General features: G+C 67.9%; 24 protein-coding genes and 2 pseudogenes. 11 read left to right on the top strand and 15 right to left on the bottom strand.

What is annotated here, in order from left to right; translation table 11 throughout:
* Positions 1–98: 98 nt before the first annotated feature.
* From ACIQFX_RS38190 to ACIQFX_RS38180, 3 genes are all read right to left on the bottom strand, one after another.
* Positions 99–2,126, bottom strand: a complete 2,028-nt coding sequence (locus ACIQFX_RS38190; RefSeq protein WP_402472985.1) for an Ig-like domain-containing protein — start codon at positions 2,124–2,126, stop codon at positions 99–101.
* A gap of 114 nt (positions 2,127–2,240) precedes the next feature.
* A complete protein-coding gene (locus ACIQFX_RS38185; RefSeq protein WP_402472983.1) occupies positions 2,241–2,393 on the bottom strand; it encodes a hypothetical protein in 153 nt (50 codons plus the stop codon).
* 125 nt (positions 2,394–2,518) lie between these two features.
* Entirely contained in the window at positions 2,519–2,725 is a 207-nt protein-coding gene (locus ACIQFX_RS38180; RefSeq protein WP_402472982.1) for a hypothetical protein, read from the bottom strand.
* 277 nt (positions 2,726–3,002) lie between these two features.
* Between ACIQFX_RS38180 and ACIQFX_RS38175 the strand changes: the two genes are divergently transcribed.
* Complete coding sequence (locus ACIQFX_RS38175) at positions 3,003–3,236, top strand: DUF5954 family protein (protein WP_402472979.1); 234 nt, start codon at positions 3,003–3,005, stop codon at positions 3,234–3,236.
* Entirely contained in the window at positions 3,196–3,369 is a 174-nt protein-coding gene (locus tag ACIQFX_RS38170; RefSeq protein ID WP_402472997.1) for a DUF4253 domain-containing protein, read from the top strand. Before ACIQFX_RS38175 ends, ACIQFX_RS38170 begins: the two co-directional genes overlap by 41 nt.
* Before the next feature lie 56 nt (positions 3,370–3,425).
* Here the strand turns inward: ACIQFX_RS38170 and ACIQFX_RS38165 are convergent, their stop codons facing one another.
* The 6 genes from ACIQFX_RS38165 to ACIQFX_RS38140 form a co-directional block, all read right to left on the bottom strand.
* A complete protein-coding gene (locus ACIQFX_RS38165; protein WP_402472976.1) occupies positions 3,426–3,824 on the bottom strand; it encodes a DUF5958 family protein in 399 nt (132 codons plus the stop codon).
* Positions 3,821–4,474 carry a Fic family protein gene (locus ACIQFX_RS38160; RefSeq protein WP_402472974.1) on the bottom strand — a complete coding sequence of 218 codons (654 nt, stop codon included), beginning with the start codon at positions 4,472–4,474 and terminating at the stop codon, positions 3,821–3,823. The genes ACIQFX_RS38165 and ACIQFX_RS38160 overlap by 4 nt, the downstream gene beginning before the upstream one ends.
* Positions 4,474–5,145, bottom strand: a complete 672-nt coding sequence (locus ACIQFX_RS38155) for a hypothetical protein (protein ID WP_402472972.1) — start codon at positions 5,143–5,145, stop codon at positions 4,474–4,476. The genes ACIQFX_RS38160 and ACIQFX_RS38155 overlap by 1 nt, the downstream gene beginning before the upstream one ends.
* Before the next feature lie 79 nt (positions 5,146–5,224).
* Positions 5,225–5,758: a hypothetical protein gene (locus ACIQFX_RS38150; protein ID WP_402472970.1), complete on the bottom strand. Its 534-nt coding sequence runs from the start codon at positions 5,756–5,758 to the stop codon at positions 5,225–5,227.
* A gap of 92 nt (positions 5,759–5,850) precedes the next feature.
* Positions 5,851–6,309 (bottom strand): DUF6461 domain-containing protein, encoded by a 459-nt coding sequence (locus ACIQFX_RS38145; protein ID WP_402472994.1) that lies wholly within the window; start codon positions 6,307–6,309, stop codon positions 5,851–5,853.
* Positions 6,306–6,455 (bottom strand): DUF6461 domain-containing protein, encoded by a 150-nt coding sequence (locus tag ACIQFX_RS38140; RefSeq protein WP_402472967.1) that lies wholly within the window; start codon positions 6,453–6,455, stop codon positions 6,306–6,308. The genes ACIQFX_RS38145 and ACIQFX_RS38140 overlap by 4 nt, the downstream gene beginning before the upstream one ends.
* 265 nt (positions 6,456–6,720) lie before the next feature.
* Here ACIQFX_RS38140 and ACIQFX_RS38135 point away from each other — a divergent pair, with 265 nt between their 5' ends.
* Complete coding sequence (locus ACIQFX_RS38135; RefSeq protein ID WP_402472965.1) at positions 6,721–7,371, top strand: hypothetical protein; 651 nt, start codon at positions 6,721–6,723, stop codon at positions 7,369–7,371.
* A gap of 61 nt (positions 7,372–7,432) precedes the next feature.
* On the opposite strand, the gene ACIQFX_RS38130 is transcribed toward ACIQFX_RS38135, so the two are convergent.
* On the bottom strand, positions 7,433–8,185 hold the full coding sequence (locus ACIQFX_RS38130; protein ID WP_402472963.1) for a hypothetical protein: 753 nt from the start codon (positions 8,183–8,185) through the stop codon (positions 7,433–7,435).
* Between the two features lie 441 nt (positions 8,186–8,626).
* Here ACIQFX_RS38130 and ACIQFX_RS38125 point away from each other — a divergent pair, with 441 nt between their 5' ends.
* Positions 8,627–9,199, top strand: coding sequence for a GNAT family N-acetyltransferase (locus ACIQFX_RS38125; protein ID WP_402472962.1), 573 nt, complete (start codon positions 8,627–8,629; stop codon positions 9,197–9,199).
* Here the strand turns inward: ACIQFX_RS38125 and ACIQFX_RS38120 are convergent.
* Complete coding sequence (locus ACIQFX_RS38120; protein WP_402472959.1) at positions 9,169–9,396, bottom strand: hypothetical protein; 228 nt, start codon at positions 9,394–9,396, stop codon at positions 9,169–9,171. The genes ACIQFX_RS38125 and ACIQFX_RS38120 overlap by 31 nt on opposite strands.
* A gap of 44 nt (positions 9,397–9,440) precedes the next feature.
* The gene (locus tag ACIQFX_RS38115) at positions 9,441–9,944 is read right to left on the bottom strand and encodes a GNAT family N-acetyltransferase (protein WP_402472956.1); all 504 of its coding nucleotides are present in this window, start codon (positions 9,942–9,944) and stop codon (positions 9,441–9,443) included.
* Positions 9,945–10,331: 387 nt separating this feature from the next.
* Between ACIQFX_RS38115 and ACIQFX_RS38110 the strand changes: the two genes are divergently transcribed.
* On the top strand, positions 10,332–10,634 hold the full coding sequence (locus tag ACIQFX_RS38110; RefSeq protein WP_402472954.1) for a hypothetical protein: 303 nt from the start codon (positions 10,332–10,334) through the stop codon (positions 10,632–10,634).
* Positions 10,635–10,899: 265 nt separating this feature from the next.
* Complete coding sequence (locus ACIQFX_RS38105; RefSeq protein ID WP_402472952.1) at positions 10,900–11,991, top strand: hypothetical protein; 1,092 nt, start codon at positions 10,900–10,902, stop codon at positions 11,989–11,991.
* A 773-nt stretch (positions 11,992–12,764) separates the two neighbouring features.
* Here ACIQFX_RS38105 and ACIQFX_RS38100 read toward each other — a convergent pair.
* Positions 12,765–13,850, bottom strand: a pseudogene (locus ACIQFX_RS38100) (VanZ family protein); the annotation flags it as partial.
* A 266-nt stretch (positions 13,851–14,116) separates the two neighbouring features.
* Here ACIQFX_RS38100 and ACIQFX_RS38095 point away from each other — a divergent pair.
* The 5 genes and pseudogenes from ACIQFX_RS38095 to ACIQFX_RS38075 all read left to right on the top strand — a co-directional run.
* Positions 14,117–14,260 (top strand): hypothetical protein, encoded by a 144-nt coding sequence (locus tag ACIQFX_RS38095; RefSeq protein WP_402472950.1) that lies wholly within the window; start codon positions 14,117–14,119, stop codon positions 14,258–14,260.
* Between the two features lie 363 nt (positions 14,261–14,623).
* Positions 14,624–15,112 (top strand): GNAT family N-acetyltransferase, encoded by a 489-nt coding sequence (locus ACIQFX_RS38090; protein ID WP_402472947.1) that lies wholly within the window; start codon positions 14,624–14,626, stop codon positions 15,110–15,112.
* 82 nt (positions 15,113–15,194) lie between these two features.
* A complete protein-coding gene (locus ACIQFX_RS38085) occupies positions 15,195–15,323 on the top strand; it encodes a hypothetical protein (protein WP_402472944.1) in 129 nt (42 codons plus the stop codon).
* Between the two features lie 296 nt (positions 15,324–15,619).
* Positions 15,620–17,029 (top strand): DUF4157 domain-containing protein, encoded by a 1,410-nt coding sequence (locus ACIQFX_RS38080; RefSeq protein ID WP_402472942.1) that lies wholly within the window; start codon positions 15,620–15,622, stop codon positions 17,027–17,029.
* A 132-nt stretch (positions 17,030–17,161) separates the two neighbouring features.
* Positions 17,162–17,287 (top strand): annotated as a pseudogene (locus ACIQFX_RS38075) (IS5/IS1182 family transposase); the annotation flags it as partial.
* A gap of 73 nt (positions 17,288–17,360) precedes the next feature.
* On the opposite strand, the gene ACIQFX_RS38070 reads toward ACIQFX_RS38075, so the two are convergent.
* Complete coding sequence (locus ACIQFX_RS38070; protein WP_402472940.1) at positions 17,361–17,864, bottom strand: YfbM family protein; 504 nt, start codon at positions 17,862–17,864, stop codon at positions 17,361–17,363.
* A gap of 162 nt (positions 17,865–18,026) precedes the next feature.
* Complete coding sequence (locus ACIQFX_RS38065; RefSeq protein WP_402472937.1) at positions 18,027–18,476, bottom strand: winged helix-turn-helix transcriptional regulator; 450 nt, start codon at positions 18,474–18,476, stop codon at positions 18,027–18,029.
* Positions 18,477–18,505: the final 29 nt, after the last annotated feature.

Raw genomic sequence — 18,505 nt, 5'->3', positions numbered from 1 at the left:
GGGGGGGGCGCGGGGGGGGGGGGGGGGGGGGGGGGGGGGGGGGGGGGGGGCCGGGGCGGGGGGGGGGCGGCCGGCCGGCCCGCCCCCCACGGGGGGCGTCAGCCGAGCTTGCTGGCCTTCCAGTTCCAGCTGGTCTGGCCGGCGCTGTCCCAGCTCATGACCGGGTTGGCGAAGTCGGTGCCGGTGCTGGTGAACTTCCACAGGCCCGTGCGGTTGCTGCCGTCGTCCTGGACGCCGTAGCCGTACAGCACGCCGATGTCGGTCTTGCCGTCGCCGTTGAAGTCGCCGGCGGTCAGCTTGCTGGTGTCGGAGTTCCAGCTGCCGGTGCCCGAGTCCCACTTCTTGGACGGGTTGGTGAAGTCGCTGCCGGTGGAGGTGAAGGTCCACAGCGCCGACACGTTGCGGCTGTCCTCGGTCTGGCCGTTGTCGTAGAGGATGCCGACGTCGGCCTTGCCGTCGCCGTTGAAGTCGCCGGTGGTGACCTTCGAGCGGTCCCAGTTCCAGGAGCCCGTGGCCGTGGAGACGTTGTCCCACTTCTTCGACGGGTTGGTGAAGTCCGTGCCGGTGGAGGCGAGGGTCCACAGGGCGGTCACGTTGGTGCCGTCCGTCTGCCGGCCGTTGTCGTACAGGATGCCGACGTCCGCCTTGCCGTCGCCGGTGAAGTCGCCGGAGACCATCTTGGAGCGGTCCCAGTTCCAGGAGCCCGTGGCCGTGGAGACGTTGTCCCACTTCTTCGACGGGTTGGTGAAGTCCGTGCCGGTGGAGGTCAGCGTCCACAGGGCGGTGACGTTGGTGCCGTCCGTCTGCTGGCCGTTGTTGTAGAGGATGCCGACGTCGTCCTTGCCGTCGCCGTTGAAGTCGCCGGTGGTGACCTTCGACCGGTTCCAGTTCCACGAGCCGGAGCCGGTGGAGACGTTGTCCCACTTGAGGACGGGGTTGGTGAAGTCGGTGCCCGTGGAGGTGAAGGTCCACAGGGCGGTCTTGTTGGTGCCGTCCGTCTGCTGGCCGTTGTTGTAGAGGACGCCGACGTCGTCCTTGCCGTCGCCGTTGAAGTCGCCGGTGGTGACCTTGGAGCGGTCCCAGTTCCACGAGCCGAAGTTCGTGGAGGCGTTGTCCCAGACCTTGACGGGCTGGTTGAAGCCGGCGCCGTTGCTCAGGTACGTCCACAGGCCGGTCTCGTACGAGCCGTCCGCCTGCTTGCCGTAGTCGTACAGGACGCCGACGTCGGCCTTCCCATCGCCGTTGAAGTCGGCGTGGAAGGTGGAGGTGGCCTCGCCGTTGGAGGTGATGATCTGGGCGCGGGAGGCGCCGGTGTTGCCGTTCGTGTCGGTGACCTCGGCGGCGACGATGTGCTTGCCGTCGGGGAAGCGGCTGGAGTCCAGGGCGAAGGAGTAGGGCGCCTGGGTGAGCTTGCCGCTGACCGGCTCGCCGTCGACGTAGTACTGGACGGAGGCCACGCCGTAGGTCCCGGCGGTGGTGGAGGCCGTCAGGTTGGCGACGCCCGAGACAGTGCCGGTGGCGCCGCTGAGCGCGACCTGCGGCGGAGTGGCCTGCTGGATCTTCGGAGAGATGTACCCGCTGATGCGCTGGCTGCCGAATGGCGCCTGGCCCACGCGCCAGCTGGACGTCGTGTTGGTCCTGACGCTGTTGCTCTCGTTGCCGCCGGTGATGGTGACCTTGCCGTCCGCGACGCCGGTCACCATGGCCACGTGCTGGGCCCAGCCGTTGGCGTACTCGTACACGACGGCGTCACCGACGCTGGGGGTGTACGTGGGGCTGGTGTGGAGCGTCCCGTACTTCTGGCCGTAGGCCCAGAAACTGGAGGCGGCGTCGGTGAGCACGGCCTGGCCCATCACGTTGTACTTCGACCAGACCCAGCCGACGAAGTCGGCGCACCAGGCGTGGGCGGCACCGCCGCTGCCGTCGCAGCTGTTCCTCTGCATCAGACCGTTGTGGTAGCCGCCGCCGGCGCAGGGGCCGTTGCCCGTCTGGCTCTTGGCGAGCGCCGCCATCTCGGTGAACTCGGAGGCGTGGACGGGGGTCGTGGCAAGGCCCGATAGGGCGGCGGCGACGACGAAGGAGGCGAGGCCGGCGCGGATCGGACGGGGCATGACGGCACGGGACACGGAGGTACTCCTGACGGTGACATGGCGGTGCCCTGAGCAGGGGACGCACGGGGAAGAGGGAAGGGCCTGGCCCGGGAGGCGGGCGGGCGGTCGGGGCCGAGGGCCCCGGGCGGTTCAGCGGGCGTCGGTGAGCGCGTAGCCCTGCGCCGCGATGGCGTGGGACACCCGGTCGAGAAGGCAGCGCATGCGCGGCAGGGCGATGTCGTCGGCAGCGGCGCGTACGAACAGGTAGAGGTCGAGGCCATCGTGGGTGAAGCGGGCCCTCACGTGCTCCAGCCCGTCGGCGGGTACTGCGTGGGCCCACAGGAGATCGGTGACGACGGCGAGGGTTTCCTGGCGAGGGGGGCTCCCGACGGTGCGGCCATGGAGGCCAGGATGACGCGCACGGCAGGTCAGTCCCAGCTGATGGCGTTCTGCTGGGCGGCGGGTGCGGGCACCTCGACCGAGTCCCAGCTGATCGCCCCCGAATCGTCACCGGCCTGGACCGAGTCCCAGCTGATCGCACCGGGGGCGTCGGCGGCCTGCACCGTGGTGACGGCCGCTCCGGCGGAGAGCAGGGCGGTGAGGCCGGCGGCGAGAAGTGCGGAGACGCGCGACATGACATTCCTTCGGTCGACGGGGCGGAGCGGTACGGAGGGGAACTGCGCGGATCAGGGGGACGAAACCCTTCCTGCCCCGCGGGGCGGAGAGCGGGTTTCTCCCGCCGCCGTCCTCGTGAGCACCACTCTGCCGCCCGTCGGCAGCCCCCGGAAGGGATGCCGACTGTCGCCAAACTGCCAGGCAGCTTGCTGCCACCGCGACCCTTCCGGCTGATCGTCATCCGCCCGTCATCAGGTACTTTCGGCCGGTCAGGCTTGATGCACCCAGGGGGCTGAAGTGCTCGAAGCACGGGGGCTCGGCATCCCCTACCGGGTGGTGCGGGCCGAGGAGCACGCGGCCGTCGACGGGCACGGCGGCATCGAGACGCCGCGGCCGACCGACCCCGAACCCCTCACCCTCGACTGGAGCCCCGGCGCCGGCGCCCGTAGTCCGCGGGGCGACGACGGACTCGTCCTGGACCCGGACGCAGCTGCACCTCAGCGTCGCCTGGCCACCGGCGAACGAGCATGAGGCTCTCCTGGTCGCGGCCGAGCACTTCGCCTTCTGCCCGGACAACATCTGGCAGGGCAACAGGCCGTACACGCTGGCTGCGTACGCCGAGCGGATCACAGGTGCCCATCGCTGGGACTTCTGGTGGGACTGATCCACTCCGCAGAGACGCTCAACCGGGACCTGCCTTCAGGGGCGCGGTGCTGGGTTTCAGACGACGGCGGACAGTCTGTGCCACCAGTGACTGCAGCCCCCAGAGCAGAAGCGCTCGCGGCGCCGCGCGTCGGCGATCGCGAGCACGGCGATCAGCAGCCTGAACGCCTTGCGACGTTCGTCGGGAGGCGCGAGACCGGCGATCTTCCCCAGTTGCTCGTCGATCCGGCCTCGTGAGATCAGCACTGCGGGCGTATGCGTCGGGCGCAGCCCAGCACAGCGGATGCTCTCCGGTGCGTCCTCGGCGACGGCGCGTGCCTGGACGCAGTGATGGCGCAGGAACAGCAGCACATCGGACTGCTCCGCCTGGCCGAGTCCGTCGAACCATTCGATGCCCTCTGACATCGGGCGCAGCCCTTGCGCCAGCTCGTTGAGCAGGACATCGCGTTCGGTCATGACTGCCTCCCGTGGGACAGGCGGCGCCCCGCCGCGGTGATCAGAATTTCGAGCAGTACCGCCAGATCGGCCGCCCCCTCGGCGTCGTCGGCCCAGCGGGTGGCCTGGAGCGGGTGCACCTGGTCGATCACCGCTCCTTCGCAGGCCAGGACGAAGGCCAGCGCCAGCATTGCCGCGCGGGCGTTGCCGTCCTCGAACGGGTGGAAGAAGAGGACATCGAGGTAGGTTCGGGCCGCGCGTGAGGGGAGGGACAGGTCCGGCTGAGTGCTCTCGGACAGGCACCCCTCGAACCACGCCCGTGTGTCCGGCGCGATGCCGTAGCGCTCCCGCCCTCCCTTCGCGAAAGCCGGCAGCGTACGAAAGGCGGCCACGCCCTCGCCCAACACGATCTGCTGCCAGTTCGCCATCAGAGCAAAGGTCAACCGATCGCCCCGCTTCGCGTCCGCCAAAGCCAGATCAAGGGCTGCCAGGACCCTCGCAGTCCCCTCAACATCGCGGCCACCGCGGGTCGCGTTGAAGAAGTCCCGGAAGGCGTCTTGGTGCGATGCCCCATGGTGGATGTCGGTTCTGCTCCAACGCGGCCATGAGATCTGCGGACGGATACGCAGCCAGTCGGCGAGGGCGTCCTTCGGGCGGTCTGAGGTGGACATCACCTGGTCTCGCCCACGGCCCGGGCGAACTTCGAACTCACCGCATCGACCACCGTGGCGTCCGGTGCGATCCAACTGCCGAACCGGCCGCCGACCGCCCTCTCCACGATCTCGCCGGCTCGCTCCGCTCCGACGCCGTTGTAGGCGAGGAACCAGCCGAGCACCTGCTCACAATGTCCGTACCAGCCGCTCTCGGCCTGCGTCCGGTCGGCCACCACGGTGACCAGCCGCGTGCATGCCCGCTCCCAATGCCAGGGATCCACCGTGGCCCCCTCCGAGCGCAACGGTGGCGCCAGCGCGGCGAAGCGCTCCGCCAGATCCTCCAACCAGTCACGCCACTCAAGCAGGCCGGCGACAATCAGAGGAGCCGTCTCGTCCGCCGTCGTCACGGAATGGGAGGTACAGCACCACGCGCCGACGCCCCCACCATCGGTGTCACCCTCGCCCACCGACCAGTTCCACCCGCAGGCCCACCGGCCGTACAGGTCCACCAGAAACTTGGTGACCGGCTCCAGCGAGCGCAGGCGATTCTCGGCGGCGGCCTCGGGGCTGGGCAACAAGGCGCTGACACGTCCGGTCAGTGCCTTCGTCGCATCCGCGTCCAGCTCGAACGGATGCCGCGACGGATCCACTTCCGTCCAGGTCAGCGCGTGCGCCCACAGCTCAGTCACCACACCACTCTGCCGTGTGCAGCCGCCACAGCTCCAGCCGATATCGAGCGGACTCCGGCAAGGCAGAGACGATCCTCGCTCAGCCTTCTGCCTCAGGGTCGACTGCCTCGGGGAAGCCCAAGCGATCCAGCAGGTTGGCGAAGACTTCCTCGGCGAACGTCTCGTCGGATCGCAAGATCTCCTCGATCGCGGTTGCTGCCACGCCGTCGCCGACTCCCGCAGAACGAGCCCAGTCCAGGGCGCGGCGGGCGTCGTCGGGTACGGCGGCGTCCATCTCGGACAAAGGACGGTCCACCATTCCTGCCGCGATCTCCAGATTCAGCCACGCATCCCACATGTCGCCCCCAGGTCCCAACCCCGAGACCAATGCGACGTCGCTGTCGTGCACCAACGCCACGCAGGCCGGAGCCCCGGTCCACTCGACCACGGCTCGCAGGACGTCTTCGGGTCTGCCGGGAAAGGTCCCGTGGAATTGCCACGTCTGCCATCCACCGGGCCGTGGCCAGCAAGCGGTTATACCGCCCTCGTCGTCCTCTTGCGCACCGCCGAAGACCGGGGCCTCAATGAGCGGACGCTCACTGCGGCCGAAGACCAACTCGCCTGAAAACCCCATGGTCGCTCCTCTCCAGCACCGTTGCTCGCACGATAGGGGCGACCTCTGACAACGGAGCCTCGTCGAACTCCTGCCGTGCTCAGGGGTAGCGGTCAGCGGATTCGTATGGTGGCGCAGGTGAACGTCGTGTCCTGGAGCAGCGCGGGGGTGATGGCGATGCCGGTCAGGTGCTCGGCCAGAGCGAACGCCGCCGGCGAGGACAGATCCGTTTCCGGGTCGTCGTCGTCGAAGTGGAAGCCGATCCGCTGCATGACGTCGAGGAGTTCGTCGGGCGCCGTGCCCCAGCGGTCCTCCGGGAACATGGGGTCGAAGCACAGTCGCAGGACCTGGTCCTCTGCCCAGAGGAACGTGCCGACGCCGTTGATGTTGACGAAGTGCGAGACCCAGCTCGCCCCGGCGGAGGTCGGCAGCGCTCGTTCTTCGGTGACCCTGTAGTAGCCGTTGGGCTCGATCAGCAGGGTCCAGCTACCCACCGTCGTCATGGCGACCAGCTGCCGGTCCTCTTCCTCCACGTCGTACTGGGCGAAGGCCGCGTCGACGACTGCTGCTATGCCCTGCAGGGGTGCCTCTGGTCGTCCTTCGAGCCGGGACTCAGCTCCGCGGGCGACAGGCCTCGTACCAGGGTGAAGCAGTACGCCTCGGCGATGTCTGGAAAGTCGTCCTCGAACCACGCGTAGTCCGCTCCGGTCTTCGTCATGCCGCCCATCCTTGCCCCTGTGTCTGACAGTGGCGGACGCCCGGTCGTGAGCAGGGTGGGAAACGATCTCCGTTGGCTTGGGGAGCGATCTTCGTACGCCTCTGGAGTGCCTGGTCAGGCGTACTCGTGAACACCCCTGGCCAGGCTGCTCGTCGAGCTTTCCAGAGCGGAACGCAAGCTGGGCGGCATCGCCGAAGCCCGTACTACCGCCCAGGAAGCCCTCTCCCTCGTCGACGGGTCCCCCTCCGGCACCCACACCCTCGGCGTGAGCGTCCGCCTGGCCCTCATCGCCGCGGAAACCGAGGCCGGCCTGCTGGCGCAGGCCGCCGCACGAATCCTCGACGTCTTGCACCTGGCCGCGGACGCCCCCTCGGAACTCACGGTCCAGGCGTACTGGACGTGCTCCGGTGTGAGAATCCGACAGGGACTCTTCCAAGAAGGCAGGAAGCTGATCGCACACGCCCTGTCCGCCATGGACAGCCGACGCGACCTGCTCGGCTGGGCGCGCTTGAGACTCGCCGCGGCATCCCTCGAACTGCGCTGCCCCGAGCCCTCCTCTCCCGAGATCCACAGCCGGCTCCAGGAAGCCGCAGAGGCCCTCCGCCATGTGGGAGACCCCATCCATCACGCCGAACTCACGGCCGTGGCCGCCCGCGTGCACCTCGTGGAAGGCCGCCCGGCGGACGCTCTGACACAAGCGGCGGCCGCGGAGGACACGGGCCTCCTCACCTTCCACGACAGATTGCGCACCAGGCTCCTGCGCGCCGAGGCCACCATGAGACTGGGCCGGAACCAAGAGGGAGTTCGGCTCGCGCAGAGTGTCGCCGGGGAATCCGAAGGCGCCGGATACCTGGATCTGGCAGCGGAAGCATGGAAGGCGGTAGCGATGTCCAGGGAACTCCCACCAACTGTGTGACGCACCCCGCCCCCTCTTCCGTACGCGATCGACGGCCCTCACCGCCTGCTGGGCCTGCTGTTCAGTCGGCCCAGGTGCCGAGCGCGCGGGCCAGGCGGTCGCTCTGCTCCCGGGTGATGCCCCGGGCGAGGCGCGTCCCGCACCGAGGACTCATGTACCCGTCACAGTGCAGGATCCCGAGGAAGGGCTCCTCGCCGGCGGAGAGCGGGGAAGCGGCGGGAAGTGTCCATTCGGCCGGCTCCCACAACGGGTGGTCCTCCAGAAGCGCCTCCGCGAGACCCGGGGCCATGGCTGCGGGGACACCCGCCTCCGCCAACGCCTGGCCGACCACGGCTGCGGCGTCGCCGGGCAACTCCTCGTCGCCGAGCGCGGGCAGCAGCAGAAGCAGGCGTGCGTACTCGGCGTGGACCCCCGGAGCGTCGAGGTCGGGTGTGCGGGTGATGTGGAGGAGCTCTCGCCATGACAAGCCCGGGCCGGCCTGGTGACCGCTCACGCTGGCCAGGTGGCCGTGCCGCCCCCACTCCGGGTGGGTGACGAGGTACTCCGTTTCCGGATCGTCGGGAAAGTTGCGTCCGAGGACCAGCGCGGTGTGGCCGTCGGAAAACGGGATCCGAAAGACAGGCCAATGATCCTCGTGGCCGAGCGCATCGCAGGCCGCGTCGGCGTCCGCCCCGTCGACGCCGAACCATTCCGGAATCGGGTCGTACTCCTCCGTCTGACTCAGCCACATCAAGTAGGCCGCCCAGAAGCCCGGCAGGGCCAGCAGCTCCTCGCCCGGGCTGACAGGGGCGTCTCCGTATCCTTCGATCAACACAGGTCCAGACTCTCATCCGCCTACGACAGCCGTACCCCCGGTGAGCGCAGTCCGTGAGGAGGGCACCTTCGCGGCAAGCGCGGCAGACGAAGACGTGGCTCAGCCGGCCGCCGAGGTTCATCACGGTCCGCGCGGAGACCCCTTCCTCCAGATGTGCCGCGAACTCCATCGTCCCCGTACACGAGGGGCACGCGGGACGTCGGAGTCGGCCGGTGCCGTGCCGTCGTAGATCATCGACGCCGTTCTCGCCGTCGTTCTCGACGCATGGGCCGCCGCGCGATGGCCCGACGTGCCCTTCCCCTGGGTCCCGGAGGACGCCGAACGCATGCTGGAGATAGGTAGGGGTGCGTGGCCTGCGCGGAGGGACAGTCGAACGTGGCATCCGACCTGAGGCCTTGCCTGCTCTGGAGTTCGACCCACTGACCGTGCAAGATCGGGTACATGCCCACCCGACGAGAGATCGTCCTGCCGTCAAGCATTCGGTTACCAGGAGACGGGATACTGCTGAGGGAGTGGACCGAGGCGGACCTGTCGGCGTTGATCGAGCTCTACGACGACCCCGAGATGGACCGATGGACCCCGGTGCCCTCCCCGTTCGACTCCACCGCGGCGGGCGAGTACCTGACCAAGGCCCACGAAGGCCGGGAAAACGGCCGCAGGACAGCACAACTGGCGATCACCACTGACGGCGAACTGCCGCGTGGTGAGGCACTCCTCTTTCGCTGCCAGCTCGACGCGCGCGATGTGGAACTCGCATACGGCGTCGGCAGCCGACACCGGCGACAGGGCCTGGCCTCACGCTCCGTCAGGCTGCTGACTGACTACGCCGGTCGCCAACTGGGCGCAAGGCGCGTGCTGCTGCGCATCGACCCCGGGAACCTCCGAAGCGTGGCTGTCGCCCGCACGACCGGCTTCCGGCTCACCGACGACGAACCCATCACGCGGGAGGCCAAGGGCCGCCAAGTGACGCTGCTTACCTGGTGTCATGAGAACGGCGGGGCTGTCTCCCCGTAGACAGTAGACAGTCCCGCGAACGTGCGCTCTGCCACCCGCCGCCTCGGCAGCACCACAAACCCTGCCATGTCGTCGGTGCGATTGACGATTTCCAAGGTCAGAGCAAGCTTGTCCCTGCACCAGCCGACAAGGCCGCCGGTGTAGCCGCCGCCGGCCCACGCGAGGGTGGTGTCGCGGTGCATGCGGTGCAGCCGCATCAGCAGGCCGCCACGAGATCCCAATCGGTACGGGCAACAATCACTTACGTGTCGGGGTGCTGCGGCAGGGCGAGCCAGTCCGACCAGGAGATCTCACGGCCGAGGAAGCGCGGCTGCTCGAACGGCCAGTCGGAGGCGATCCACTGCGGCACCAGTGCGTCGAGAGCCTGCTCGACCTTGCTGCCCACCAGCTCGTCCACCACCCACCAGGAGATCTCGCCGTCCGCGCCGGCCCTCTCCGGCGGGTCGATGTAGACGCAGCCGAGCAGAACTGTCTCCGCCGCGTCGAACAGTGCGTAGTTGAAGGACTGGTGCGCGGCGATCTCCTTCTCGTGCCGCAACAGGTCGGCCTGGTCGGCCTCGTAGGTCATGGTGGCCGAGGGCCAGCCCCAGGCCGGACCGAAGATGGTCCACAGGCGCTCGCGCGAACCCATCACAGCCGGATAGTCGAGCGGGGTGTCCGCCTCCCGGATCGGCCGCAGGTGGTGACTACCACCCGGCAGCGGTACCAGGACGGGGTGGACGAAGTCATCGGGAAGCCAGCTCATGGCGCCCGACCGTAGCAGCGCGCGGCCGTCCGCTCCCATGGATTTTCCCCGCATACCGCCAGGCCCTGCTCTCATATCGAGCATGGCCCACGATCACCCGATCGAGACTTCCGTTCGATCGACAGACTCCATGATCGGTATGGCAACGGCTTCTGTCGAGCTCGAACGGTCCCAGCACTTGGTCCTGACGGTGTTCGTGGGCGCAGGGCAGCGTTGGCCGAGGTCTGTGTCGCGGAGGATGTCCCGGTGCGGTGAGCAGGTCGGAAATCCCGGCAGATGTGTGCGTCCCGCGACGACAGGTGGCTGTCGCAGATCAGCAGCGCTGATGACCTGAGACACTGAGTTCGCTTGCGCCGTGCTTGACGGTGCCAGGGGGGAGGGAAACCGGTGTCCCGTTGGATCGTGCTGGCCATACCTGTCGACGGCATCTCGGAAGGGCGAAGTCGGAATGCCCGGACTGTCGCTGAATTCGATGGCAGTGCGGAGGAGGCGGAGGCTGCGCTGCTCCAGGCAGCGTCGACGTTTGAGTACGACCTTTGGAAGGTCCGTCGGCGCGAGATCTTCACGTGTTCAAGTCGCTCGTACTTCGTCCGTATCGAGGGGCGCATGAACGCGTACGGGTTCCTCCTTCAGCTTGGTGAGCGTGTCCAGGACTCCGGCGTGCAGAAGGAAGCCGGCGACGAGGAGTGATACGGCCTGGTACGACCAGCCGGCCGGGTGAGCCCGAGTGATGAACTGCGGCGGAAAGCGTGATGCCGCCGTCGGGCTGCCGGAGGAGCCGTAAGTGAGCCTTTCCAACCCCAGGTCGAGGCGTGGTGAAGGGCGACGACGGCCTACCTCCTGACCATCACAGACACCAGGTTGGAAAACGCTGAGTAGACAGAAGTCCGGGAGATCGGAACGGTTCGGTCCTGGCCTGATGACGACGAGCAGGTCACGGGCCTAAGGTGTGCCGGTGATCTTCAAGTGGAAGCGGAAGGCATCGGACCTCACCACCGGCGTGTCCGAGCTGGAGGAGGCGGTCGCCGCACGCGACGGTGACCGCACTGAGCGTGCCTTCACCGCAGTGATGAACGATGTGCAGTCGGCATCGGACCCGGAGCGCGTTCTGGCGGGGCCGCGGTTGGCCGCGTTGCTCCCGGCTTTCCCGTCCAACGGTCCCCGACCGATGCTGGCGATGGCGGCCGGCTACTGCGTCGAGCACGGGGCCGATCCGGTGGCCTGCGCCGAACCGATCCTCGACGGCGTCCACCAGGACCTGCTCGACGCTCTGGAGTTCGCCCGTCGCTGGACCGCCACCGCCGCCGTCGGGGCCGCAGCTACGGACGAACTGCCAGAGCCGGACGGGAAAGTCATCGATGACGCCCTGCTGGCGCGTCTGGGCGGCGACGCGTTCGAGGCCACGCGGCTGGCGCTGGCATGGTGCGCTGTCGAGGAGTGGCAGCCGTCGGCGCTTGCCGTGTTGTGCCGCAGTGCCGAGGTCCGCCGTCGACACGCATCCGTGCTGCTCCCCGCCTGCCGTGCGCTGATGGCCCTGGGGCGTCATGACCTCAAATGTCTGGCGTATGCGTTGGCGGTTCTGGACGATGAGCCCCTCGTCGTGCTGCACAGGCCCACCGGCACCGGCTTCGAGGTGCGCATCGGCGGCATCGGCGACAACTTCCAGCTGCACACGCTGCTCGCCCACGTCCTCATCGGCGGCGGCCACATCCCCGGCACCAAACCGTCAGCGGAGAGCGTCCGCCTGGCCACGGACCCCGAGCCCGCCAAGGGGCCTACCCAGGCGGTTGCGACAGGCGCCTTCGAACTTCTGGCCCCGAACGGCGACCGGATCTGGAACGAGGGCCTGCCCGATGACATTCCCGTGATCGAGGACCGCCGCTTGCTCGTGCTCGACGACCCGCTCTACCAGCGCAGCTGGAACGCCGACCGGTTCTTTCCACACCTCCCGGGCACAGCGGAGCTGGCCCGCGTCCTCACCGCAGGCGAGACGCAGACCTGGTTCGCCCGCACGAAACCTGACAGCGCAGTCCGGCAACCAGGCTGAGCGTACTTCGAAGGCCGGTTGCGTTTACTGACCCAAACGAGAAGCTATGGCCCGACGCCACTACCCGCTCCCCGCATCTGCGGCGGCGGGCCCGGCTCCGCGGGGGTCCCGCGGGGCCGCCGACTCCGCGGTGACTCGATGGCGCGTGGAGATGCTGCTGCGCGACCGGGGCATGACGGGAAACGTGTCGCTCCCGTACGTGTTCCTCGGGATACTTGATCGGTGCGTGTGAACTTTGATGGGGTCACTCCCGCTCCGCGAATGCTGCTGGTCAGTGAGTTTCTGCTCCGCCCTGGCTTTCAGGTCGAACTGGATGGGCCGCTACTCGTATCGGCGGGCGACCAGGTCTCGTACGAAGTTGGCGCCGTCGTGGTGACGCGCCCGACCGGTGGGCGGCGTAGGCATCCAGTGCGAGACAGCTACTGGATCTGTCAGTGATGGTCCGGCAGATTGCGATTACCTGACGGGGACGGGTTGATGATGCTTGGACCGGGCGGCCGTCGAGTAGAGCCGGCAGAGGTCGGCCGGCCTTCGCGGGACTTTCGGTCCGCGCTCCGTTCGAGGCGAGGCGGTAGGAGCCGTGTCCGGAGCCGGTTCTGGTTTCGATAGTGGTGCCGGCGAAAGCGCGGAAGTCAGGGATCGTCGGCTGCTCGCGGCTCTTGGGAGATCCCTGCGCAGTTACGGCTGCCGCCTTTGAAGCGAGTGAAGCAGGTCAGTCGTGTAGTGCTCGGCAGCGCTATGAGCGATCAGGTGATCAGGGCATCAGTTCTCCCTCAGCCGCAGGAGCGGCACCCCCCCGACACAGGAATCGTCGATGCGTTCACCACCTCACCGGTGGTGGCGTCCAGCGTGGCCGACAGCAGGGCGTCCGCCTGGCGAGCCGACAGCCGCCAGTGGACGCGCCATTCGCCCTCCTGGCGCTCGACCAGATAGACGGGCGCCTCGCGCCTGGCCTCGCCGTGTTGCAGTCTGTGGTGGGACTCGAAGGACTTCCACGCCGACTCCTCGGTGACGAGGCCTCGGGGCACCTTGGGGTCGTCGACATGTCGGGCGACGAGGTCGGTCATGCGGCCGGAAGGTTCCAGAAGGATGCTCGAGCGCATGGGCATGAGGAGATTGCCGTGCCAGCGGCGCCGTTCGACGAGCCAGCCGAGGTTCTTCTCGCTTGCGTCCACTGGTGAGGCCGTGACTTTGGAAACGCGCAGGGCCCAGGGTGCGTATCTCTGCGCGAAGAGGGTGGCGACTTGTCGGGCTTCCGCGGCTGTGATGAGGGGACGGCTGGCGTCGGGAATCCAGTAGGCGTGGGATCCCTCGCCCTGGTCGGTGGGAGTGAAGTGAACCGTGATCTTCTCGCGGTCCGGCCAGGTCAGTTCGGTGAAGCCACCTGGTAGGGGAGCGCTGACGGTTCTGGGGCCGTCGGCGTTGTTCATGATTTCAGCCTTCTCGATGGTGTACGCGTCCCCAGAAGCCCGCTTGAGCTCTGCGTTGAGCGCCCGAACCTGTTCGGGCGCTGCGGCGGGATCCGAGGCCGGCGGCATGGCGCGCCCCGGCTCGATGGTGGTGACCCAGGTCGCGGCGACGAGTGATGAGAGGGCGACTCCGGCGATGGCGGTGCGTTTGACCGCGGCCCGAGCGAGGGGCGTGCCGTAGTGCGTCCTGCGGCAGACGAGCGCCCCGAACGCCGCGCCGGCGAGTACGCCGGCGGTGTTGGTTGCGAGGTCATCGGTATCGCAGAGGCGGCTGATGAACGGCGCGGTCGCTTGAGCCGTCTCCACCACCGCGGTGAACACGATGCCGAGTGCGGCACTGAAGACGGGCCGCCTGGTGGCAAGGGCGGCGAACAGGTCGAATGGCGCGAAGAGAGCAAAGTCGAGCCGGCCCTGTGTGGTGCCGAATGCCTCGAACGCGGCTGGATTGACGGTGCAGCGATGGCAAGTGCGAGAAAGGTGAGGTGCCCCTGAAAGACTGCGTTGACCACGAGGTGCCTGTTCCTGGGGAGGGAAAGGCTCACGTCCTCCGTGATCGGGTCAGGAGGGCGCCTGCCTTACAGCGTGCCGCTTGTGGTCTGGTAGGGCACGACGTGTGGTGTTGACGCTCGCGTTGGGGTGCGGCAGGGAGGTGGGGGATGACAAACGAGAGGGACTGGCGGAACAGCCCGCACGGGTATCTCTTGGTGCTTGTTCCGGTGCTGGTGGCCCTGATCGTCGAGGACGACAGCATCACCCGAGGTGTGCTGGCGTGGGCGCTGTTGTCCGGTGCGGTGCTGTAAGGGTGTGAGTGGGCGAAGCGGAGTCGGCGGAAGTCCGCTCCTTAACAACCCAGCTGGAGAACGTCTCTGGGGGAATCCCGGCATGAAGCGACGCCTTCCAGGCTGGGCAGGGATCGCCTACCTGTCATCGGCGACAAGAGAAGGTCCCTCTCCGGCACCTCCCGCGCCGCAGAGAGGCGGCCTCCTGGCCGTCGAGGGCCTGACCGCGCTTCCTCGCCGTTGCCAGCGCACGTGGGGAGTGGCCCTGCCGAGGGTCAGTACGGCGTGCAGGACGCGTAGGGCGTCCAGGGGAGCCTGTCGGGCTGATGAGGAAGCTGTCTGTCGCCGGGGGATGATGACGTGATGTCAGACGAAAGAGTGGAAATGATCATGGGTTTCTCTGACCGTCAAGGTCGGCGTGTGGTGCTCGAGGAAATATCCGACGAGAACTGGAGGAGCGTCGCGGATGTGGCCCCTGCTGACGATCAGCGCCGCTTCGTGGCCGCTCTCGGTGCGCGCTATCTGCTGCTCTCCCTGCGCGACGGGCTCTGGAATTCTCTTGCCGTGCGGGCAGGCGACGAGGTCGTCGGTCATGTCATGTGGGCCCATGACGACGAGGAGGGCACCCACTGGATCGGCGGCATGATCGTCGATGCCGAGGAGCAGGGCAAGGGCATCGGTCGCGCGGCGGTACGAGCGGTGTTGCGCCACCTCGCGGCGCTTCCGGACTGCCGGGAGATCCGCCTCTCCTACCACCCGGACAACGCACCCGCGGCAGCCCTGTACAACTCGCTGGGCTTCGTGCCCACCGGCGATTTCGAGGACGAGGAGATCGTCGCCGCCCTGAGCAGCTCTGCGGCCGGCGTGGTCTGACCTTCACGGGCAACGTGACCTGCCGGAGACCGACAACGTCGAAACTCCGCGGTCGGCGCGAACTCTGCGCTGACCGCGGGGCATGGAATGGAGCTACTGGAGCTCATGGAGCTCATGGAGCTACTGGAGCTACTGCGACAAGGCCAAGGGGTACCTGGCCTTCGATCCCGGCATCGTCTACTACTGCATGATCCCGTTCAGGGGGGCCTGAGGGGCTGATCGGCTCAGATCTGTGCAGTTCGACTTTGTATTTCTGGTGGCGGTGCCCGGCGATAGCCGTGGCTAAGGGCTGTCCCGTAGATGGTTCCGAGTCGCTGCGGGCGCAGGGGCGGCAGGGCAACGAAGGGTGCCCGTCACACTGCCTTCCCGCGCCTTTCCCCCGCCGTCCGGTCAGGCGATCCTGCGACTGCCCGCTGGATCTACGCCCGGAGCTCACCGATGTCACACCAGCACGAAGTACGTCATGCCCCCGCGAAGAGGCCGCCCGGCCCCAGGGGGCCCGAGCCCATGGGTCCCGCGGGGCTTCTGGCCCTCCAGCGTGCCGCCGGGAACGCGGCCGTGGTGCGCGCGCTCCAGCTCGCCGGCCATCCTTACGCCCAGCCCCAGGCGGCGGAGCAGCACCAGCACGGTGCGGGCTGCGGCCGCCAGGAGGCCATGGAAGGACCCGCCGTGCAGCGGTCGGCCGTGCACCAGGTGCTGCTCGGGACCGGGCGACCGTTGGAAACACCGCTGCGCGCCGAAATGGAGGCCCGGTTGGGCGCCGACTTCTCCGACGTCCGCGTCCACGACGGAAGCGCCGCCCGTGCCTCTGCGAGCGAGATCGGTGCCCGCGCCTACACCTCGGGCAACAACGTCGTCCTCGGCGAGGGCGGTGGCGACAAGCACACCCTGGCCCACGAGCTCACCCACGTCATCCAGCAACGCCAGGGGCCTGTCTCCGGCAGCGACAACGGTTCGGGCCTGTCCATCAGCGACCCCGCAGACCGTTTCGAACGGGAGGCTGACGCGAACGCGAGCAAGGTGATGGCCCGCGACCCCGAGCCGCGGACCGCCGCGGCCCCCGAGTCCGCCTCCACCGGCCAGGCGCGATCCACCCCCGCCCATCCGGCGGTCCAACGCATGATGGGGCGCCCCCGGCTGACCCCGCAGCAGATGGCCCAGCTGGAACAGGAGCGGCAGGATCAGATGCAGCAACAGCTGCAATACCTCAACCAGCAGACCATCGCTGCTGGAAACCCGAACTTCAACTACGGGCAGGGTTATAGCAGGCCGAACATCCCGGACGCCGCCACACGGCAGATCTTCCCGTACCAGACCGGAGCCCTCGCCTCACCCGGAGCACAGCTCCGCGCGGAGGAGATCCAGGCGCAGGGCGGAACGTTCAACCCCTACGACCAGTGGGGACACAACAACTTCACCGGTCCCAACGGTGGCGTGGGAGCGACCCCGGCCGGCGTCTCCATGTCCCGGAACCATCGGCTGTCCGATCACTACATAGCGAAGATCCTCACAAGTGCCGCCCAGAGCTACAACCACACGAACCAGGCTCACCAACAGGCCACGCTGAACTTCTTCCGGGCCTGCGTTCCTAGCAGCGACGTACAGACCGCCATCGACCAGTTCGTGACCCTGAGGAACCAGCCGGTCAGTCAGACACAGGCCGTGTTCCGCCAGTTGGTCTCCACGGTCTCGAACAGTCCGAAGAACCTTCGCTTCGGTGTCTCCTCGACGAACAGCGGCATCGGAAAGGCCATGGACGCGGGCTACTACAGGAATGACGGCGGCCTGACGCCCTTCTCCGATGAGATCCACGGGGAGGTCTACGGCCTGGCCGATGCGAACCTCATCCCGCTCGCGCTCGCCCAAGAAGCCCTGCAGGTGCGTCTTGGCAAGGAGACGTCGTCCGGTCTTCTCTGAGGACGGGAGTCGCCCCGGATCGGGTTCAGGCCCCGGATCGGGTTCAGACCCGGATCGGCGACCGGACAGGACACGAGGGTTCCGGTGCCCTCGTCGATCCGCGGTGGGTGGTCGAGTGGCCCGGCCGCCCACCGGCGCCACCTCGTTCACGTTTCCGCCCGCATGAAGACCTGGAAGATCCCCTGTGACTGTCGCTTGAAGGGCGACGGCGTCCATCACGCGATGAGCGGAATCGCGCACCCGTCCGACCTCGCACTCGGCTGGTGGACGAGCCAAGTGAGCAGCAACCGATCACGGAACCACCGACTCGAAGATCTTTACGGGGCAGCCCTTAGTCGAGCCAGACGAGCATGGCGTCACCGGCGCGTGCTGCCGCTTGAAAGAACGGAACCAGTTCCTGGTAGTGGCTGGTGACGTAGTCCAGCGATTCGCCGCGTTCCCAGACGATGTGGGGATAGATGTCAGCCTTGGCAAGGTCTGCCGGACCCACGCCCTCGGTCAGAGCACGGTGCGGCGTGCCGGCGAGCGCCTCGGCGGCGACACGGACGCGTTCGGGGGTGAGGTAGCGGGGCGGTCCGTAGCCCCAGTCTTCGGCTTGGGGAAGCTCCTCCTCGCCGTGGATGACGTCGACAGGAAAGGTGATGCGACGCAGCAGGAAGTCCAGGGCGTCCCACGCCTTGTCGACATCGTGGCACCGCGCTTGGGACACGTCGGGTTCCTCATCCAGCTCTGCCTCGATCAGCTCGCCGACGAACTCCTGGGCCCAATCGGGGTCGCGGACAGCGCGATCGAGTTCGGCAGGGGTCAGGCGGGCGTACTCGCCGATCATGCTCATGCCTGAATGCTAGGGGAAGGCACTGACTCCTCCGCCGGTGGCCTGGTGAACCCGCCCGGCAGCACCCCTGGCGCACGTACCGCGACAGGGCACGTGGACCCAACTCAAGGAACGCCGAAACCACTTCGGTTCGTCTTGTTCCGGGTTCGATGAGCAAAGTGGTCAGTGTTCGGCTGACGCGCGATGGTGCTCCTCCCGGTGGGCGAGTACTTCGGTCATGTGCGCTTCGGCCCAGTTCTTGAGGCCGGCCATGACGTGGTTCAGGGACAGACCGAGTTCCGTCAGTTCATAGGTGACGGTGACCGGCACGGTGGGTGTGACGGTACGGGTGACCAGGCCGTCGGCTTCCAGGGAGCGCAGGGTCTGGGTGAGCATCTTCTGGCTGGCACCCGCGAGTCGGCGGGAGAGTTCGGAGTAGCGCATCGACCGGGGACCGTCCTCGTGGGCGATGCCGGGTCGGTGGGGGCCGTCACTGCCGAGGGCGGCGAGGATTAACGCAACCCATTTGTCGGATATCCGGTCGAGTAGCTGGCGGCTGGGGCAGCCCTCCATGAACGCGTTGTAGCTCGTCTTCGCCTCGGCCCGGTGCTGGGCCGCTGTCCGTGTCGACATCGCTCGTCCCTTCGGTCGGCAAGGGGGGT

The organism is Streptomyces sp. NPDC093089 (genome assembly GCF_044754405.1).
In the GTDB taxonomy this organism is placed as follows: Bacteria; Actinomycetota; Actinomycetes; order Streptomycetales; family Streptomycetaceae; genus Streptomyces.
The sequence above is the reverse complement of the archived record's forward strand: the minus strand, read 5'-3'. Positions and strand labels throughout refer to the sequence as shown.

Excerpts from the sequence above, each read along its gene's own strand:
- ACIQFX_RS38180 (WP_402472982.1), bottom strand. The coding sequence starts at position 2,725 with ATGTCGCGCGTCTCCGCACTTCTCGCCGCCGGCCTCACCGCCCTGCTC.
- ACIQFX_RS38165 (WP_402472976.1), bottom strand. The coding sequence starts at position 3,824 with ATGACCGAACGCGATGTCCTGCTCAACGAGCTGGCGCAAGGGCTGCGC.
- ACIQFX_RS38160 (WP_402472974.1), bottom strand. The coding sequence starts at position 4,474 with ATGTCCACCTCAGACCGCCCGAAGGACGCCCTCGCCGACTGGCTGCGT.
- ACIQFX_RS38150 (WP_402472970.1), bottom strand. The coding sequence starts at position 5,758 with ATGGGGTTTTCAGGCGAGTTGGTCTTCGGCCGCAGTGAGCGTCCGCTC.
- ACIQFX_RS38140 (WP_402472967.1), bottom strand. The coding sequence starts at position 6,455 with ATGACGAAGACCGGAGCGGACTACGCGTGGTTCGAGGACGACTTTCCA.
- ACIQFX_RS38125 (WP_402472962.1), top strand. The coding sequence starts at position 8,627 with ATGCCCACCCGACGAGAGATCGTCCTGCCGTCAAGCATTCGGTTACCA.
- ACIQFX_RS38120 (WP_402472959.1), bottom strand. The coding sequence starts at position 9,396 with ATGCGGCTGCACCGCATGCACCGCGACACCACCCTCGCGTGGGCCGGC.
- ACIQFX_RS38115 (WP_402472956.1), bottom strand. The coding sequence starts at position 9,944 with ATGAGCTGGCTTCCCGATGACTTCGTCCACCCCGTCCTGGTACCGCTG.
- ACIQFX_RS38095 (WP_402472950.1), top strand. The coding sequence starts at position 14,117 with ATGACAAACGAGAGGGACTGGCGGAACAGCCCGCACGGGTATCTCTTG.
- ACIQFX_RS38090 (WP_402472947.1), top strand. The coding sequence starts at position 14,624 with ATGATCATGGGTTTCTCTGACCGTCAAGGTCGGCGTGTGGTGCTCGAG.
- ACIQFX_RS38085 (WP_402472944.1), top strand. The coding sequence starts at position 15,195 with ATGGAATGGAGCTACTGGAGCTCATGGAGCTCATGGAGCTACTGGAGC.
- ACIQFX_RS38080 (WP_402472942.1), top strand. The coding sequence starts at position 15,620 with ATGGGTCCCGCGGGGCTTCTGGCCCTCCAGCGTGCCGCCGGGAACGCG.
- ACIQFX_RS38070 (WP_402472940.1), bottom strand. The coding sequence starts at position 17,864 with ATGAGCATGATCGGCGAGTACGCCCGCCTGACCCCTGCCGAACTCGAT.
- ACIQFX_RS38065 (WP_402472937.1), bottom strand. The coding sequence starts at position 18,476 with ATGTCGACACGGACAGCGGCCCAGCACCGGGCCGAGGCGAAGACGAGC.